The organism is Paenibacillus sp. FSL H7-0940, from assembly GCF_037979415.1.
GTDB classification, from domain to species: domain Bacteria; phylum Bacillota; class Bacilli; order Paenibacillales; family Paenibacillaceae; genus Paenibacillus; species Paenibacillus amylolyticus.
The window spans coordinates 1,562,880-1,581,110 of the sequence record NZ_CP150280.1 but is presented as its reverse complement, the minus strand read 5'-3'; the positions used below and the strand labels follow the sequence as shown (position 1 = coordinate 1,581,110).

General features: G+C 47.7%; 13 protein-coding genes. All 13 read right to left on the bottom strand.

Features of this window, described 5'->3' with window-relative positions; genetic code table 11:
* Nucleotides 1–24: 24 nt before the first annotated feature.
* Nucleotides 25–2,685, bottom strand: a complete 2,661-nt coding sequence (locus MHB71_RS07025; protein ID WP_340029158.1) for a PBP1A family penicillin-binding protein — start codon at nt 2,683–2,685, stop codon at nt 25–27.
* Nucleotides 2,686–2,855: 170 nt separating this feature from the next.
* Complete coding sequence (gene hfq / locus MHB71_RS07020) at nt 2,856–3,098, bottom strand: RNA chaperone Hfq (protein WP_017687918.1); 243 nt, start codon at nt 3,096–3,098, stop codon at nt 2,856–2,858.
* 373 nt (nt 3,099–3,471) lie between these two features.
* Nucleotides 3,472–4,428 carry a tRNA (adenosine(37)-N6)-dimethylallyltransferase MiaA gene (miaA, locus tag MHB71_RS07015; protein ID WP_036613558.1) on the bottom strand — a complete coding sequence of 319 codons (957 nt, stop codon included), beginning with the start codon at nt 4,426–4,428 and terminating at the stop codon, nt 3,472–3,474.
* Nucleotides 4,409–5,194 (bottom strand): class I SAM-dependent methyltransferase, encoded by a 786-nt coding sequence (locus MHB71_RS07010; protein WP_340029157.1) that lies wholly within the window; start codon nt 5,192–5,194, stop codon nt 4,409–4,411. Before MHB71_RS07010 ends, miaA begins: the two co-directional genes overlap by 20 nt.
* Nucleotides 5,195–5,211: 17 nt before the next feature.
* Nucleotides 5,212–7,446 carry a DNA mismatch repair endonuclease MutL gene (gene mutL, locus MHB71_RS07005; protein ID WP_340029156.1) on the bottom strand — a complete coding sequence of 745 codons (2,235 nt, stop codon included), beginning with the start codon at nt 7,444–7,446 and terminating at the stop codon, nt 5,212–5,214.
* A gap of 21 nt (nt 7,447–7,467) precedes the next feature.
* Nucleotides 7,468–10,269, bottom strand: a complete 2,802-nt coding sequence (gene mutS, locus MHB71_RS07000) for a DNA mismatch repair protein MutS (protein ID WP_340029155.1) — start codon at nt 10,267–10,269, stop codon at nt 7,468–7,470.
* A gap of 207 nt (nt 10,270–10,476) precedes the next feature.
* Nucleotides 10,477–11,727, bottom strand: coding sequence for a hypothetical protein (locus MHB71_RS06995; RefSeq protein ID WP_340029154.1), 1,251 nt, complete (start codon nt 11,725–11,727; stop codon nt 10,477–10,479).
* A gap of 201 nt (nt 11,728–11,928) precedes the next feature.
* Nucleotides 11,929–12,489, bottom strand: a complete 561-nt coding sequence (locus MHB71_RS06990) for an outer spore coat protein CotE (RefSeq protein WP_017687912.1) — start codon at nt 12,487–12,489, stop codon at nt 11,929–11,931.
* A gap of 75 nt (nt 12,490–12,564) precedes the next feature.
* Entirely contained in the window at nt 12,565–13,542 is a 978-nt protein-coding gene (locus tag MHB71_RS06985; RefSeq protein WP_036613548.1) for an aromatic acid exporter family protein, read from the bottom strand.
* Between the two features lie 348 nt (nt 13,543–13,890).
* Nucleotides 13,891–14,715 (bottom strand): ABC transporter permease, encoded by an 825-nt coding sequence (locus MHB71_RS06980; protein ID WP_074096946.1) that lies wholly within the window; start codon nt 14,713–14,715, stop codon nt 13,891–13,893.
* A 5-nt stretch (nt 14,716–14,720) separates the two neighbouring features.
* The gene (locus MHB71_RS06975) at nt 14,721–15,515 is read right to left on the bottom strand and encodes an ABC transporter ATP-binding protein (protein WP_047843426.1); all 795 of its coding nucleotides are present in this window, start codon (nt 15,513–15,515) and stop codon (nt 14,721–14,723) included.
* 29 nt (nt 15,516–15,544) lie between these two features.
* Complete coding sequence (locus tag MHB71_RS06970; protein ID WP_339186874.1) at nt 15,545–16,549, bottom strand: ABC transporter substrate-binding protein; 1,005 nt, start codon at nt 16,547–16,549, stop codon at nt 15,545–15,547.
* 159 nt (nt 16,550–16,708) lie between these two features.
* Nucleotides 16,709–18,223, bottom strand: coding sequence for a carboxypeptidase M32 (locus tag MHB71_RS06965; RefSeq protein WP_036613543.1), 1,515 nt, complete (start codon nt 18,221–18,223; stop codon nt 16,709–16,711).
* Nucleotides 18,224–18,231: the final 8 nt, after the last annotated feature.

Genomic DNA, 18,231 nt, shown 5'->3' with positions numbered 1-18,231 from the left:
GTAGCTATTTAGTGATTCATTGGCTTAGCCGCCGGTGCCAGCTTGGGAATCTGCAGGTGCATCTGTCCCTCCAGTATCCCCACTTGTTCCGCTGTCCGGAGTTACAACTTCGCCCGGCGTTGTTACGCCCCCATCATCGGGACCTTCACCATTTCCGCCAGGATCTGTTGTGCCCTGACCAGGTGGGGTCGTATTGCCTTCCCCAGGTTGACCGTTTCCGCCGTTATTACCACCGTTGCCATTGTTTCCGTTATTACCATTACCGTTATTGCCATTTTCATTTCCATTTCCATTACCGTTATTACCGTTCGAGTTGCCATTATCCGGTGTACCATTGTCCGGATTCTCCGTACCTGGTTGCTCAGGATCTATCTCTGTTCCAGGGTCTACACCAGGATCAGGTTCCTCCGGCGGCACTTCCTGCGCTTCAATCATCAAGGAGATGGTGTTGGAAGGATCCGTCTCAAGTCCTGATGCCAAGTCGTAAGCTGTCACATAGTACTCATAGGTTAGACCAGGCAACGCACTTAAATCTTGTGCATTGGTCGCTCCTATTGCATCAATGAGATGAGTGAACTGGGCTTCAGATGTTTCTTTCCGATAAATCCGATATTGCGTACTCGCGTCACCCGTTCCAGTCCAACTCAGGGAGACGGTTTGTGCATTTGGATCGTATGATCCACTCAGCCCACTAACGGACAGAGCTGGCTTTTCTGGTTCTTCTACTGGCGGAGGTGCCTGCCCTCCAGCTGGTGCTTTGAATTGCTTCACTGGAACGCCTTTTAAAGCATCTCCCATGACTTTGGCAAAGAAAGCTGCCGACAGTTTACTACTGTTCTTAAGCATGTGATTGGCATCTGGATTGTCATAGCCCATCCAGACTGCGGCAGTCCATTCCGGTGTGTATCCAACAAACCATACATCACGGTTGGCACTGTTGCCAGAGATACCACTTTGAACTGTTCCTGTTTTACCCGCTACCGGACGATCCAGACGTGCTGAACGTCCCGTACCGTCATTAACGACGTTCTGCAGCATCTGTGTAAGCTGATACGCATTTTGCTCACTCATGACACGCGTTGTGTCCGAGTTATCATGTTTATAAGTGGTTTTGCCTGCGCTATCCTTGATTTCTTTAATCGCATAGGCTTGTCGGTATTCTCCGAGGTTGGCAAATGCACTATAGGCTTGCGCCATTTCCAGTGTATTTGTACCTTTACTTAGACCACCGAGGGCAATCGCCAGGTTTTTGTCTTCATCTGTCAGCTGTATACCTACACTCTTGGCAAAATTAATACCTGTGTTAACGCCTATTTTATCAAGCAGCCAAACCGCAGGAATATTTTCCGATTTCGTAATGGCTTCCGTCATACTGATCGTTGAAGAATATCCATGCAAGTTACCAGGACAGTAGTTACCAAAACATTGCTTCGCATTACTCAGCGACGAATTGGCACTGTAATTTCCTGATTCAAGCGCCGGTGCATAAGACACAATCGGTTTAAAAGCTGAACCTGGTTGTCTTCGACTCTGCGTTACACGGCTATAACCTTTAGTCTGATAATCCCGTCCTCCCAGGAGGGCAACGAGGCTACCATTCTCATGGTTCATGATAACCATGGAGCCTTGGACCTGTTGATCATCTTTGCTTGCCTCGAACAGACTGTCATCTGTGAAGGCCGTTTCCATGGCTGTTTGAGCCTGAGCATCCATGGTCGTATAGATTTTGTATCCGCCGATATTCAAATCATCTTCCGTTTTACCTGTTACTCGTTCAGCTTCACGGAGCACATAATCTATAAAACCTTGATACTTCCTGTCTTTCTCTGGTCGCTTGTAGTTATAGTTAATCTCTTTTGCTTCGTCCATCTCCGCCTTGGTAATGTAGCCTTGTTCATACATCAACTGCAATACCACACCTCGACGTGCTTTTGAGTCGTTTGGATTGCTCACCGGATTATAGGCAGAAGGCCCTTTCGGCATAGCCGCCAATGTAGCAATTTGCCACAACTTCAACTGACTCAGATCTTTTTGTCCAAAGTAAAATTCAGATGCCGCTTTAATCCCGTAACGCTGATGACCGAAGAAAATACGGTTCAGATACATCGTCAGGATTTCGTCTTTTGTGTACTTGCGCTCTAATGCCATGGCAATCGATACTTCCGTTGCTTTACGGAAGAACGTTTTGTCACGGGACAAGAACATGTTCTTGGCAAGCTGTTGGGTTAGTGTACTACCACCTTCCACCATGGAACGAGCCATGACATCCTTAACCGCTGCACGCCCAATGGACCAGATATCCACGCCCTGATGATCGTAGAATCGCTTATCCTCCGTTGCAACAAAGGCTTGCTTCACAAGCTCAGGAATATCATCTTCTTTGACAGGTTCCAGCTTCTGAATGGATAGTTCCCCCATTAATTGGCCATTGCGATCATATACTTTTGAAGTTTCATTAATTGTGGTTTTGTCCTTATTGGCTTTGAGCAGATTTTCACCACTCACCATAATAAATAAATATCCGCCAAGTGCACAGAATATGGCGATTGCCATTGTGAAAAACAGTGTCCATCCAACGCGTTTACCCGTAATTTTTTTCTTTTTAGAGGTCTTTGGCTTCGCTTTTTTGGGTGACTTGTTATTGTTGTTGCGATTGTTAGACCTCGACAACGGATCGTTTGGCATGTTACCTCCTGACTCCCTTTCGGTTGCATAATTTCTAATCGTCTGTAGGCTCAGGCATATATTAAACATATTTTGCCCGGAATGAAAAGAACAACCCTTTATTCAGGTTGCTCTGTTTCAATACCTATACTTGTAGACGAAATGTTTGGTGAAAAGGTTTCGTAATTTTTTTAAGCTTCGCCGCTGTTATCTTGCTGCATCAGCGATACGCTGCGTTGCGGCGTGAACGTGGAGATGGCATGCTTGTAGACCATTTGCTGGCGTCCGTCGCTGTCAATGACGATCGTAAAATTGTCAAATGCCTTGATCGTCCCGCGGATTTGGAAGCCGTTGGTCAGATAGACCGTAGCAGGAATATTTTCTTTCCGCAGTTGGTTCAAGAACGTATCTTGGATGTTGATGGACTTGTTCATTAGCCGTACCCCCATTGGTTCATTTGAATTCGTGTTCAAGTAATATTCAATATCGCTGAGTAGCTTTCGTGCTATTATATCATGAACAGTTTCATATAATCCACAAAAACCCCTTGTCTGCTATTTTACCCCCATTCTTAGCGAGGTGAACAAATAGAAGACTTATCCATTATACACCGCTTGTCTGTTTTGCAAAAGAGGGACAAATTCTTCATTTTAAAGCACATTTATTCGTTGTTTGCCGAATACTTAATCTCTACCATCTGTTCTAGTGATAAATAAAAACCTCTACCCTTTTGATGACTAAAAGGTAGAGGTTTACATATCTTGATCTAATCGATGCCTGTCAGAAGAATACTAATAATCGCTCAAATCAATCAAATTTTTGTGTAATCAATTCACTTATCTGCTTGTATTTCCCTTCAAAATCTTGGGTATCCGTCATGTCCACCCATTCAATATCCTTCATATGGCGGAACCAAGAAAGCTGCCGTTTGGCAAACCGACGCGTATCCCTCTTCAACCACTCAACCGCAGCTTCCCAACTCACTTCCCCTTGCAGGAACGCTGCAATCTCCTTATACCCCAGCCCTTGCATGGAAATATGACCTCTGGCTACTCCGCGTTCCAACAGGGACTTCACTTCATCCACAAGACCTTGTTCGATCATCAGATCAATCCGCTCTTCTACCCGGGCGTACAACTTCTGCCGATCCATTGTCAAACCAACAATAAGAAGGTCATAAGGTGACTCTTTCTTCTGTACTGCCAGCTGATCAGACCACTTCTCTCCTGTGAGATGATGGATCTCAAGCGCACGTACAATTCGCCGTTGGTCATTCGGATGCAGACGATCCGCACTAACGGGATCAACTTCCCTCAGTCGATCATGAAGGGCCTGAGCTCCATTTAGCTCAGCATAGCTGAATTGTTCCTCTCTGAACGCTTCATCCGAACCGCTATCCGAAAATTGAAAGCCGTAACATACCGATTCCACATACAGACCGGTGCCCCCTACAATAAAAGGCATTTTACCGCGTTCGTGGATTTCACTAATCAATCGTGTGCAACTCTCCTGAAACTCGGCCACAGAATACGGATACTCCGGTTCATGGATATCAATGAGATGATGGGGTACACCCTTCATTTCTTCAGAGGTAATCTTGGCAGTTCCGATATCCATTTCTCGATATACCTGCATCGAATCTCCTGAGATAATCTCACAATTGAAAGCTTGGGCAAGCTCGATGCTCATTCTTGTTTTGCCTACTGCTGTTGGTCCAACCAACACAAGCAGTTTAGGTTTTGGTTTAACTTCCACTTTCAACATTAATCACTCCGTACAGGGTTTTTGCATTCGCCCGATCAAGTATTTCAAATCCGAGCCTGTCAAACTCCGCGCTGCCGCGCTTTTCTTTCATGACTACCCGTTTACGGGCAACCCGTTTTGCTTCCATAATGCTCTGTTCATCCAGCGCGTGAGCATTTGCATAATCTCGCAAGGGCTGTATAGCACTTGAATCCATCATTGGCTCACGAAACATGGGGTCAAAATATACGGTGTCACAGCTTTGATCTGGCAACGATAGAAGCAAATCGAGATGATTCGCATGATGCAGCTCAATACGCCGGAAAGCTTCATTTACCGCTGGCTTGATCGTCTCATATTGAGACATCCCCTCCACTAATAGTGTATATAGCGGAAGAGAGCTCTCACATGCAATCACCCGTCCACTTTTACCCACTGCAACCGAGAACACCAGTGCATCCGTGCCCAGTCCGGCTGTACAATCGATGATGGTATCCCCTTCATTCACCGCCCCCGCCTCCAGCAGTGGATCAGGTTCTCCTCGCAATATACGTTTGGCACGAACAAATCCCATGCTGGGGTGGAACTCCAGCAACGGTGAATCCTTCCGAAATAGACGCACTTTACCCTGGAGTACAACCAGAACCTCCTCCGCCTCATAGTGTTCAATCATCATGGGCAGAGACATTTTATTACGGCGCACGTAAGTACCCCCTGTTGTTTCAGCAAGGTTTTGGGCCCGCTCCACAAGTAAAGCCGCTTCCTTTTCACCGGTTGTAATATACATAGATTCCTCCTAAATAGCTACATAACACGTTTGAACAATTTTTCCAGATCATATGTTGAAAATGAAATCACAATCGGCCGCCCATGTGGACAAGTGTAGGGCTGACGACATGAACCCAATCGCTGAATTAGCACTTCTGCTTCCTGATCCGTCAGCTTTTGGTTCGCTTTGATGGACGCCTTGCAGGAGCACATGATCGATGCAGCTTCTCGCATCTTGGCGACATCTATGCTGCGTTCACTCAACACCCACTCGGACATTTCTTCGATAATGTCTTTCTCGTCCCCTTTGGGGAACCAGAACGGATGGGAGCGCACACGGAACGTCTGTCCACCGAAATGCTCCAAATATACACCCGCCTGTTCGAACCAAGCCAGCCTTGTTTTCAGCTTTTCCGTCTCCGAAGGTGTAAACTCCAGCGTAATAGGCAGCAGTAACTCTTGTGAGGCCTGGGCAGGGTTACCAAACTTCTCGTAATAGTACTCATAATTTACGCGTTCATGAGCGGCATGCTGATCAATCAAATATAAACCTTGGTCATTTTGCGCGATCAAATACGTACCATGATGCTGTCCGATCAGACTCAGCTCCGGAAATTCAGGCATGGATGCATCCGATTTAATGGCAGCAGCAAGTTTAGTGGCATCAGGTAGACCTGAAGTTTTCCACGTCCGTTCACTTCTCGGAACTGAAGACGGATTATACGATGAGCGTGCTTCCCTAACCGGTGAATATACGGAATCGGAGCGATACGTAGCTGGTTTGCCTTCAGCCAGCGGTTTCTCTGTTGCTCCACGATCCCCACCATTTTGAGAAGAGAGGTCAGATTTGGGAACAGTTTCGGTAGAACTTGTACTTGAACTTAAATTTGTACTTACATCCTTAGTGCCTTCTTGCACGTTAGCGGATGTCTGCCCCCCGTCATAACTAGCAATCTTCTGCCAAATATCCCCGTTCCAACTTTCTAACTGCACAGGGGGGTGTGTAATCTCAGGTGGAGCTTCGGGCAACGGCACTGAGTGACCCTGTTCAGATACCGGCTGTGGTGTGGACACATCCGCCGGAGCATCCAGATCCAGATCATCATCTTCCGTAGTTAACTTCAGCGGTGCAGCAGTAGGTTTCCCTAGTGGACCCTGTTGACCATATCCCTCTGCATCAGATGCATCTTTCAGCGGACCACGCGGAAAGAGGAATTGCTCCTGAATAAAGGAGTTATCGTCCCCACGTCGAATCTGCTGTTTTTTGACCTGTGGAATTAATACCTCCTGCCGGAGTATCCCCCGCAACGTCGTCTCTATGAATTCATACAGTTCTGGTTCCTTGCTAAAGCGAACCTCCAACTTCGCCGGATGCACGTTCACATCCACAAGAGAGGGGTGCATCTCCAACTGCACCACGACAAGTGGGAAGCGATTGATCGGCAGCAAGGTATGGTAGGCTTTGAGAATCGCCTGATTGAGACCGTAATTGCGAACAAATCTCCCATTAACAATCGTTGACATACCATTACGATTCGCTCGTGTCCATTCTGGCAGGCTGATCAGCCCGCTCACCCGGTAATCCAGACTTTCTCCCTGGATGGGAAGCATCGCTTTGGCAGCACTTGTCCCATAGATCGCTGCAACCACTTGTAGCAGATCGCCGTTGCCCAACGTCTGAAGCAGCACATTCTCATTATGGCGCAGTCGGAACGAAATGTTTGGATGAGACATCGCCATCCGGTAAAGGACATCTGATATATGTCCCAGTTCCGTCTGGATCGTTTTCATATATTTGAGTCTGGCAGGTGTATTGTAAAATAGTTCTCTCACTGCAAAATCTGTACCTTGGGGTGAGGTTGCGTCTTCATGAGTGCGAAGGTTCCCGCCTTCAATTACGATGCGGCGCCCCCGCCCATCATTGTCACTTGCCGACAATACCTCTACCTTGGACACGGCGGCAATACTCGCCAAGGCTTCGCCACGGAATCCAAGACTTGTGATCTGAAACAGATCTCGGCCATGGGCTATTTTGCTGGTCGCATGACGATAAAAGGCGGTTTCCATGTCCTCTGGCTCAATACCTGTACCATTGTCTTTGACACGAATACTGAGGAGTCCGCCCTCTTCCACCGTCACTTCAATTTTGGTGGCGCCTGCATCCACCGAGTTTTCGAGCAACTCTTTGACAACTGAAGCAGGCCGTTCGACCACTTCACCCGCCGCGATCTGGTTGGCAATATGTTCATCAAGCACATGTATCTTCGCCACAGGTTTTCCCCTCCCTTATACTCAGGATAATTGCTGTGCCTTCAATTTGAGATCATTCAATATCTGCATCGCCTGAAGAGGCGTCATATTCATGACATCGATATCTTTCATCGTACGGATGAATTCTCGCGCTGGTTTATCCACCGCAACTACATCCGGTTTCGTTGCCACATTCGGCTCATCATCTCCAAAGATGGACAGTTGAACCACATCCGAATGGTTTGCGCTGGACTGTCCTTTGCTGTTTGATTTCTTGGCATGTTGCTTCCCAACCGAATCTTCAATAGAAGGTGTGTACTCTGCACTCTCCTCAATCTCGTGTTCCCGGATCAATGGTGCTGAATCCGTGTGCTGGAATTCTCCACCTTTTAATTTCAAGCCTTCTTCCTGCTTCTCGTTTCCGATATATTCACTGCCCACAGCTACTTGCGCGGCCGCATGTTCGAACCCATGCAATAGTCCATTCGCCCGCTCAATAATACTATCAGGCAGACCTGCAAGGCGTGCACAATAGATACCATAACTGCTGCTGGCTGCCCCGGCAATCAATTTGCGCAGGAAATTAACTTTGTCACCACTCTCCTGTACCGCCATCGAGTAGTTGGCCAGCTTGTCCAGACTCTCCTCCAGATGAGCTAGCTCATGGAAATGAGTTGATACAAGAGCTTTACAGCCGATAATATCATGTACATATTCAATAACAGACTGTGCAATCGCCATACCTTCGCTGGTTGACGTTCCCCGTCCCAATTCATCGATAATAATCAGACTACGTGGTGTGGCTTTGTCCGTCATGACCTGAATGTCGGCCATCTCCACCATGAATGTGCTTTGTCCGCCAATGAGATCATCCGCGGCACCGATCCGTGTGAAAATGCGATCCATGATCGGCACTTCCGCCTGACCCGCAGGTACAAAACAACCTACTTGCGCCAAAATGGAGATTAAAGCGACCTGTCGCATATACGTACTCTTACCAGCCATATTTGGTCCAGTAATCAGCAGAATACGTGCCTCTTCCTTGGTCATTGCCGTGTGATTGGCAATAAATGAGCCATCTCGCATGACCGCCTCAACGACCGGATGGCGTCCTTCTTCCACAACCAGATCATAACCGTCGGTCAACGTAGGACGTACAAAGTTTCGCTCAGCGCTGATCACCGCAAAAGATTGATACACATCAATTTCCGCTACCTGTTCAGCCAGCTTCTGCAATCTTGCAATCTCTTTGTTCAGCCGCTCGCGCAGCTCTGCGAACAGCCCATACTCAATATCAACCATTTTGTCCTGAGCTTCGAGAATCAACGTCTCTTTTTCCTTCAACTCCGGCGTAATGTAACGTTCTGCATTGGCAAGTGTCTGTTTACGTTCATAACGTCCCTCTGGCAGCGCGGACAGATTGGACTTGGTGATCTCGATATAATAACCAAACACTTTGTTATATCCAATCTTCAGCGATCGAATGCCTGTCGCCTCACGCTCTCGCGCTTCAAGCTCGGCAATCCACTGTTTCCCGTTAACCGAAGCCTCACGCAATTCATCCAGACGTTCATGGTACCCTTCACGAATCAGACCTCCGTCCCTTACCGATACCGGCGGCTCGTCCACAATGGCTTGCCCGATGGCTTCACGCAGATCATTGCAATCATCCATCGTTTCAGCAATATGTTGCAATGTTGCGGAAGATGATCCTGCGCAATGTTGACGAAGTCCTGGAATTTTCTCCAGCGATGACTTGAGCGCATTCAGGTCACGACCATTGGCATTACCAAACGCGATCCGACCTACCAGACGCTCCAGATCGTAGATGTCTTTGAGTTCTGCCCGCAGGTCTTCACGCAATATAAACTGGTTGTATAGCGTATCCACAGCTTCCAGACGCTCATTGATCTTCCCTTTTTGCAACAATGGCTTATCGACCCAACGACGCAGCATTCTCGCACCCATGGACGTCTCGGTCCGATCAAGCAACCAGAGTAATGAACCTTTTTTGGAGCGTTCACGCACAGTTTCCACCAATTCCAGGTTCCGGCGGGTAAACGGGTCCAAGATCATGTAATGATCGGGCTCATACGTTGAGATTTGAGTTAACTGCCCCAGAGAACGTTTCTGTGTCTCACTCAGATAGGAGAAAAGACGTGCAATGCACGCTTGACGTTCAGGCTCTAATCTTGCCCAGACAGCCTCGCCAAACTGCTGACGGACCAGATCTTCCTTATTCTTTGTCCACGACGTGTAGACCACAGGACGACCGATTGGAGACGCCTCGGCTTCTACTGTTTCAAGCAGCGCTGCATCCCCCACCAGCTCCGATGGTTCGTAGATGCCGATTTCATCCTTGAGCCATTCCTTGGAATAGGGTACGGATGTCACATACAACTCACCCGTTGACAGATCACAGGCCGCGAGCGCCAGCGTATTTTGATTACCTGTAAGACACACCATGTAGTTGTTGGACTTGTCACCGAGTGTCTTGCCTTCCATTACCGTTCCCGGTGTAACCACACGTACAATTTCACGTCGTACCATGCCTTTGGTTACACTTGCATCTTCCATCTGTTCACATATCGCAACTTTATATCCTTTTTCAATCAGACGCTGTATGTAATTGTCAGCCGAATGATAAGGTACACCACACATCGGAATTTTATCATCCGTGCCTCCGTTGCGTGCGGTCAGCGTGATCTCAAGTTCACGGGAAGCATTAATCGCATCCTCGAAGAACAATTCATAGAAGTCACCCAGTCTAAAAAATAGAAAAGCATCTTGTGCTTCGGCCTTCACTTGCAAATATTGTTGAATCATTGGCGTATACTGAGCCATGATGAATATCCTCCATCCCGTTCCTATAATGTCAGGAAGAAACGCGTCCTGGAAGGACAATAAGACGGTCAGGCACTGTGTTTGCGCCTCCGCCTTATGTGTTGGCTAATCGCCACTTCCTTCAAGGGTTGCTGCTCCATATCTTCCGTAGTAGCTTATTACTCATAAAAGACTTGTTTCTTATTATATCAAAAAAACGCCCGTACTTCATGAACCTGCCCGAATATTCCAGAGTTTGCGAATATCGCGACTCTCATCCCAAGTTCTTCCCAGTTTTAATTGAAGGATTAACGGAGACGCATATCGTTCATAACGTGCATATCCATCCAACCTCTTCAGATCATCTACGAGTGCTGGGATGTGTTCCTTAATCACTTCGCGCTTTCCCTCATAAAAAGCGGCATGAACCTCAGCTTTCGCCAACGGACGCTGCCGTAATTGAGTATACCCGCTCGCGATCAGACCTGCCAAGGCCACAACACCTTTCGCAACAAGGGGCGACACAAGAAAGCTGGGTAACGTACGATACTCAAACCCACCATAGGATTTCAGACGAAAATCACCAAGTGCTCCATAACGGGGTCGTCTTCCCGATCCACGGGGGTCTTGCAGAAATGCCAGTGGCAATGCCAGATAATTGTCCAGTGCACGAAGCAGTTCCCCGGTAAGATTCACCCCGCTAAAATGAATATGACCACCCAAAGGTAACCCCCGTTGTGGCATCCCTCCTGCCTGCCAGATGAGCGAGTGATCACTAATGCTGCGGGAAGCAGCTGCGAATGCCCTCATCAGATGAGCCAGCAGTTCTCGTGGTTCGGAGCTGGGAGCAGGCCGCAATTCGGCAACCGGATATATGCGCCGTCCACCAATCGTCACGGAATCACAGCCTGCCATTCCTGTACGTTCAAGAAATCTGGAGGCGGGTACGATTTTGGATTCCGGCATCTGCACCAGAAGAAACTCCGGGTCCATGCCGAGTATTGGAATGGGTCTGTGACTCAGTTCCTCATCCAGCAGTTCCTGATGCTGCTTCCAGCTTTCCCTATAGGTAGCAGCAAGGTTGGTCACCCCTTTCCAGGGACACGGGTCGATCGAAATCACTGCACAGCCGCCATTCCCTGAGGATTCCATTCGAACAGCTCCATGATCCAGCCCTAGCGTATACAGCGTTTTGATCGCAAGTCGTTCTATGCGCTTGAACAAGGTTGAACTCGCTTCACGCTCCAACAGAGTTTCCTGTGCCCCTCCCATGCCACTAGTATCCTTGCGTTTGATCCGGATCGCCTGCAGACAGCTTATCTCTACGTCATAGCGTACACGCAAGCCTGGTTCACGTTTGCGCCGATCGTGCAGTGACAATACTTCAATGCCTGCCTGTTTCAACCGTTCTGCACGTTCTCCAGAAGTCATCCTTTCATATCGGCGCAGCGCTTCCTCCGCTTGTTCCATCACATTCATTACGTCCCCCCTCCCGGATCATGCAACTAAAATAAAAATAACCCCGCAATGCGGAGCCTTCCCGTGAAAGGTATTCCAGGCACATTGCGAGGCTCGTTACCACCCATTTTTTAATATTTAAGAAGAAAGAGGGCTTACGCCCTCTTCACCGCGCCTTCTGGCGCATATGATACCTTAGGTTATCAAATACAGGCGTCAAACTCACAGCTCATCGTCGAGCAGATCGGGATCGAGATCGTCATAATCTCCATCGGCACTGCCAAAGTCATAGTCCTTGTCTTCGTAGTCACCGCAACCATCTGTGCAGACCTTCACACAAACTTTGGTTTCGGCAACGAGTTCCACAGCGAATTCCCGTTCTACCCGGATAATTACACTGCTTCCACCTGCTGATACTGTGGCTTCCACACAGCTAGGTTCCTGCGTTGCATCCGCAGATACCTCCACTGTGGAAGTCCGGTGTTTCGGGTCCAGATAGGACAAAGGCACATGTTCTACATACGAGACCGTTTCTTTGGCTACATCCGTCTGAGAGTTCTTGTCGTAGGAATACCAAATGTTGATATCGTAAGTACCAATAACTTCAATTCCGTCACCCGCTGATACGGCTTCATATTGGTGGTTGATAATCCAAGCCCCCAAAATACTTGTCGGACCATTTGGCGGAGTCACGGTATGTGTTACGGTAGAGAACTTACGACCTTTGCCGCAGATCGCCTTCGTGATAATCTCTCTACATTGATGTTTATGACTCAATGACATCTTTAAACCTCCTCCATACAATCATTCACTACAAGTGTATGCAGGGCATTCGTCTAGGGTGACAACTATTTTCTATTATTCGTTTGTAGATTGGGACCGGTCCGAGATTGGGGACGGTGCTTTGTCCTTCTTCGCGACTTTCAGATACAGCGCGAGTTCGCGGCACAGCTGGAGAATTGCAGAACGAATCTCGAATTCTTCCCTTGTATCCGGCAGCTCCATACGTTTGAATTCTTCTTGCACATCTGCAAGAAGTTTTTCAGTTCGTCCCGTGTAGGATTCAGTGAGTACGTCCTGACTAAGCTGATCGAACAGCTCCGATACCATCTCCGCATGTGGCATCTTCTGATAGATCTGGGACACGAGATGCATCATGTGCTGGATGGAGTCCAACTGCGTTTTGCGCATATAGAAGTAGACACTCCATTCCTCATTCGGATGAATCACCTGATTCTCCAGAGACCGCTTGGCAGCATCAATACCGCCAAGGATCGCTTTATCTGCTTCAATCAGCTCTCTCCCTGCCCATGCTTCATTGGGATTACGCAGCGTGGCCGCAAATTCCTTGAAAATCTTCGAGAAGAGTTCATCGATTCGTTTGCGAATGCGCAGCATCTGTGGATCTGCTGCCGGCATATAGGCCAGGTTAACCGCCATTGCGGAACCAAGACCAATTAACAACAAAGCAATTTGTACGAGGACGACATGCACGTCCATCTCCCCGCCGCCGAACACCCGAAACACCACAACAGAACCTGTAACAATACCTTCTTTAAATCCTACCCGGACAATAGCCGGGAATGCGATCAATATGTATACCGCCAGCACCCAATAATGGAAGCCTAGAAAGTGAAAAAGTACACTTGCAAATAAAAGTCCAACTACGGAAGCAAAGAACCGCGCCGATATGGTGCGAATACTTCGTTTTCTCGTTACATCCACGCCAAGAATGGCAAGCAATCCCGCTGATGTTGGTCCCGGCAAGCGACACCAGTCTGCAATCAATACAGCCATTAATGCGGCGATTGCAGTTTTAATTACCCTAAAACCCATTTAACATTCCATCTCCTCTAAGCTGCAAAAAAATTCTTAGCCAGCTCGTCGCCTCATTCATTTATCATGACTAGTATGTCTCATCCAAAAGTAAACTAGACGACATCAACCGACATGCGCATGCATGCCGGTCACAGCAACACGCCCCGAATGAGGGACGCTGGCAAGTTAGATCGTTGCGACAGAACCTCAAGGCCCTCTTCTCCAATCATCGCATTCATTCCGGATCTGCGCGGAATAATCATACTAAATATGGTACTTGATTTTACGGTATCGGGCAACGTGACACCCCTTGTGAAATTGTATACATATCATACCCGGTCACATTACGAGTAAAACACTTCAGAATCACCTGCGGCCAGCCAGCATTTTGCGTTCTGCATAGACAACAAGTTGGTACATGGCTGTTGCAACTGCAGCAATAATTAACAGACTTGATAATACAAGTGTGAAGTTGAATACCTGGAATCCGTAGATAATGAGATAACCAAGCCCTTGTTTGGCGACAAGAAACTCACCCACAATTACACCCACCCAAGCCATGCCAACGTTCACTTTCAAAGTGGATACAATCGCCGGAAAAGAAGCAGGTAATACAACTTTTGTAAAAATCTCGGAACGGTCTCCACCAAACGTACGAATGACTTTAATATAATTGGGATCCACTTCATTGAAGCTGTTATACACCACCAGTGTCGTGATAATGACCGTGATAGACAATGTGGTCATAACAATCGCTGTAAAACCCGCGCCGAACATCACAATAAAGATCGGGCCAAGTGCTACCTTTGGCATACTGTTAAACACAACCATATAGGGGTCCAGCACCTTGGACAAAAAAGGAGACCACCAAATTAAAACCGCAAGCAAGGTTCCCACCAGTGTTCCCAATAAAAAACCAACTGCCGTTTCCCCTACGGTTACCCCAACATGTGCCCACAACTCGCCACTAGCGATGTCCTTGCCAATCTGGGCAAAAACCTTACTCGGATAACTGAATAACAGTACATCAATCCAACGGAGTCTGCCTGCCACTTCCCATAGCAAAAACATACATACTAACATAGATAACTGTACGGCAAGCACTTGATGTCGCCATCTGGCCACCTGCTGAATATGATTCCGATGCAGCTGCCCCATCCATTCGTCACGCTTTTCCTGCTTCGGATTCATTGGATTCACGCGTCTTCCTCACCTCCCCCGGACTGATCCAGTTCACTCCACAATGCCTGAAACAACGCATTAAATCCTTCTTGCTCCCTGGCATGAAACGGCTGAGATTTACGAATTCCATCGGGAATGATAAATTCACGACGGATGCGGCCCGGATTGCGATCCAGTACAATGACGCGGTCACTGACCGCAATGGCTTCAGACAAATCATGGGTGACGAGAACAGATGTTTTGCCAAACTGTTTTAACGTGTCCGAGACCAGATCCTCCAATTGCAGCTTGGTTTGATAATCAAGTGCTGAGAATGGTTCATCCAACAATAAAATCCCCGGATCGGTTGCCAGCGTGCGCACCAGGGCTACTCGCTGTCTCATGCCTCCTGAAAGCTCTGAAGGGTACTGATTCTCCGTTCCGGCCAATCCCATACTTACCAGCAGTTCCCGTACACGCTCACGGCTCCGTTCATCCAGTCTGCCTGTCAGTTCAAGACCGATTAATGCATTATCCAGAATGGTCCGCCACGGAAACAGATAGTCCTGTTGAAGCATATAACCAATCTGTGCTGAGGGGCCGCCAACGAGTTTACCTTTAACCTTAACCTCTCCTCGGGTGGGTGTGAGCAGCCCGGCGATGATCGACAACAATGTCGTTTTACCGCATCCACTCGGTCCAACCAGACTGACGAACTCTCCTTTTTGGATCTCCAGACTCAAGTCCTCAAGCACCAAGGAAGCTTCCCGCTCGCTGACGTATACTTGAGAGATCCCCTCCAGTCGGATCACACTTTCGGATTCAGGCATTCTGCTCACTTCCTTTCCTGAATACCCCATTACTTTGATTTCGTAGCTTCTTCCGCATGGGCATTATCCACAATGGCATTCAAATCCACACGTTCTTTCAACTCTCCGGCGGCACTCATGACATCAAGCAGATTGTTCCACTCTTCCTCATCAATGATCGGATCCGTTGCATAGCTGCCCTGTTCCTTATAACGGTTCACACTACTTACCAAAATGGCTGGATCGATGTCTTTGAAAAAAGGAGAAATGACTTCAGCAATCTCTTCAGCCGTATGGGAATCCACCCATGCCTGCGCTTTGTGTAGACCATTCGTAAACTTCTGTACGATATCCTTATTGTCGTTAAGATAACTCTGTTTCGTCATGAAGACGGTGTAAGGCAGAAGACCACCTTCTGTGCCAAACGATGCAACAACCTTACCCCGACCTTCTTGTTCAAAGATGGATGCCTGGGGTTCAAACAGTTGAACATAATCTCCCGTGCCTGAAGCGAAAGCAGACGCAATGTTGGCAAAGTCCACATTTTGAATCAGCTCCAGATCACTTTGCGGATCAATGCCATGTTTGTTCAGTGCGAACTCCCCTGCCATTTGCGGCATGCCGCCTTTGCGTTGACCGAGAAATGTGGAATCCCTCAGTTGCTCCCAATCGAAGCTACCTTCTGTGTTACGAGCGAACAGAAATGTACCATCCGTCTGGGTGAGCTGGGCAAAGTTAATAACCGCATCTTCCGCTCCCTGCTGATAGACATATATGGATGTCTCCGCCCCTACCAGTGCGATATCCACCGAACCTGCGAGTAATGCCGCCATCGTTTTGTCACCACCAGCAGTCGTTTGAATATCCACCTCAAGTCCCTGTTCTTCAAAAAAACCTTGAGCCACAGCCACATACTCCGGTGCGTAAAATACCGAACGAGTCACTTCGCCAATCGTAATCTTGGCTTCATTCTCTTCCTTATTACAGCTGGTGAGCGCCACAATGATAATCAGCAGAATAACGATGCCCCGGACGAACCATGGCGTGTATTTCATGTTGTTTCCCTCCTTCACTGGTTTCAGCAGTTTCTCTCTATTATGGATATGCCGATGCCCAACAAAAGGTTAAGAACTTAAATGCAAAAAAGAGCCGGGCAATGTTGCCCGGCTCTTCAGCTCTTCGATATGTTATTTAATATGTTATATATGGGATATCTACAGCTTGTAAATCTCGGCATATTTGGCTTCCAGATAATCGGCCAGATAATCCGGGTTCAATTCTTCACCCGTTACGGCAACAATCAATTCGGAAGGTGTGCGACTTCTACCATACTGGTAGATCTTGTCTGTAAGCCATTCCTTAATTGGAATCAGATTTCCTTCGGCAATGAGGGTATCAAACTCCGGCATTTCCTTGCGCAATGTATGTAGAATTTGAGCTGCATACATATTACCCAGAGAATACGAAGCAAAGTAACCAAAGTCACCACCAGACCAGTGAACATCCTGAAGAACACCGTCTCCATCATTCGTTGGCATAATACCTAGGTATTCCTTGTATTTTGCATTCCAGGTCTCTGGCAGGTCTTTCACTTCCAGACCATCGTTGAATAACATTTTCTCGATCTCATATCGGATAATAATATGCAGGTTATAGGTCAGTTCATCCGCTTCGATCCGAATGAGTGAACTCTCCACCCGGTTGATTGCACGATAGAAATCTTCCAGTTCAACCTCGCTCAGTTGCGGGAAATGCTGCTGCAAATCTTTGTAATAACGTGTCCAGAATGGCAGGCTGCGACCAATCATGTTTTCCCAAAGACGGGACTGGGACTCATGAATCCCCATGGACGTTCCTTCGGCAAGAAGGGTACCCGCCAGACTGTCATCAATATTTTGCTCGTACAGGGCATGTCCACCCTCATGCAGTGAACTGAAGACTGCGCTTGCTACATCATCTTGCAGATAATGTGTAGTGATCCGCACATCACCCGGGTTAAGACCCGTTGCAAAAGGATGAACACTCTCGTCCAATCGTCCAGCTTCAAAGTCATAGCCCATTTGTTCCAGGATGAACAGACTGAATTTTTCCTGTTGTTTGGTGTCAAACAACTGATTCAGGAACTCTGTATTTGGCTTGTTTTCTGAAGCATTAATCTTCTCTTGTAGAGGCACCAAACGTGCTTTGAGGCGGGCGAACACAGCGTCCACTTTCTCAACCGTCAGATCCGGTTCATACATATCAAGCAGCGTATCATAACGTGTATCCTTCACACCCCAATAATCAATAAACTCCTGTTTGAGCTTAACGATATCTGTGAGATAAGGTGAGAATCCAGCAAAATCACTGTTATGCTTGGCATCTTCCCATGCCGTTTCGGACTTGGCCGTGAGCACCGTATATGCTTGTACTTTCTCAGGTGGTACGGATTGACTGCGATCATATTCTTTCTTGCAATCTTCAACCAGACGACGATCTATATCTTCGAGCTGTTCCGATACTGCTGGAGTCGTTAATGCATCCAGGTAAGTCTTCATGTCAGCCGAGGTTTGCAGCTTGAATGCTTCGGTGGACAACATACCCAGCGTCTCGGAGCGAGTCGGAACGCCTTTTTTCGGCGCACCTGTGCGCAGATCCCAGTGAAGCAAACCAATGGCTTCATGATAGCTCTTAATTTTACGAGCCAGATTACGGAAGGATTCCAAATGTTCCTGTGTTTGTTTATCCATTGTTATCG

Bases quoted from the DNA above. Each gene is read 5' to 3' on its own strand.
- MHB71_RS07025 (WP_340029158.1), bottom strand. From the start codon at position 2,685: ATGCCAAACGATCCGTTGTCGAGGTCTAACAATCGCAACAACAATAAC.
- hfq (WP_017687918.1), bottom strand. From the start codon at position 3,098: ATGAACAAGTCCATCAACATCCAAGATACGTTCTTGAACCAACTGCGG.
- miaA (WP_036613558.1), bottom strand. From the start codon at position 4,428: ATGTTGAAAGTGGAAGTTAAACCAAAACCTAAACTGCTTGTGTTGGTT.
- MHB71_RS07010 (WP_340029157.1), bottom strand. From the start codon at position 5,194: ATGTATATTACAACCGGTGAAAAGGAAGCGGCTTTACTTGTGGAGCGG.
- mutS (WP_340029155.1), bottom strand. From the start codon at position 10,269: ATGGCTCAGTATACGCCAATGATTCAACAATATTTGCAAGTGAAGGCC.
- MHB71_RS06995 (WP_340029154.1), bottom strand. From the start codon at position 11,727: ATGAATGTGATGGAACAAGCGGAGGAAGCGCTGCGCCGATATGAAAGG.
- MHB71_RS06990 (WP_017687912.1), bottom strand. From the start codon at position 12,489: ATGTCATTGAGTCATAAACATCAATGTAGAGAGATTATCACGAAGGCG.
- MHB71_RS06985 (WP_036613548.1), bottom strand. From the start codon at position 13,542: ATGGGTTTTAGGGTAATTAAAACTGCAATCGCCGCATTAATGGCTGTA.
- MHB71_RS06980 (WP_074096946.1), bottom strand. From the start codon at position 14,715: ATGAATCCGAAGCAGGAAAAGCGTGACGAATGGATGGGGCAGCTGCAT.
- MHB71_RS06975 (WP_047843426.1), bottom strand. From the start codon at position 15,515: ATGCCTGAATCCGAAAGTGTGATCCGACTGGAGGGGATCTCTCAAGTA.
- MHB71_RS06970 (WP_339186874.1), bottom strand. From the start codon at position 16,549: ATGAAATACACGCCATGGTTCGTCCGGGGCATCGTTATTCTGCTGATT.
- MHB71_RS06965 (WP_036613543.1), bottom strand. From the start codon at position 18,223: ATGGATAAACAAACACAGGAACATTTGGAATCCTTCCGTAATCTGGCT.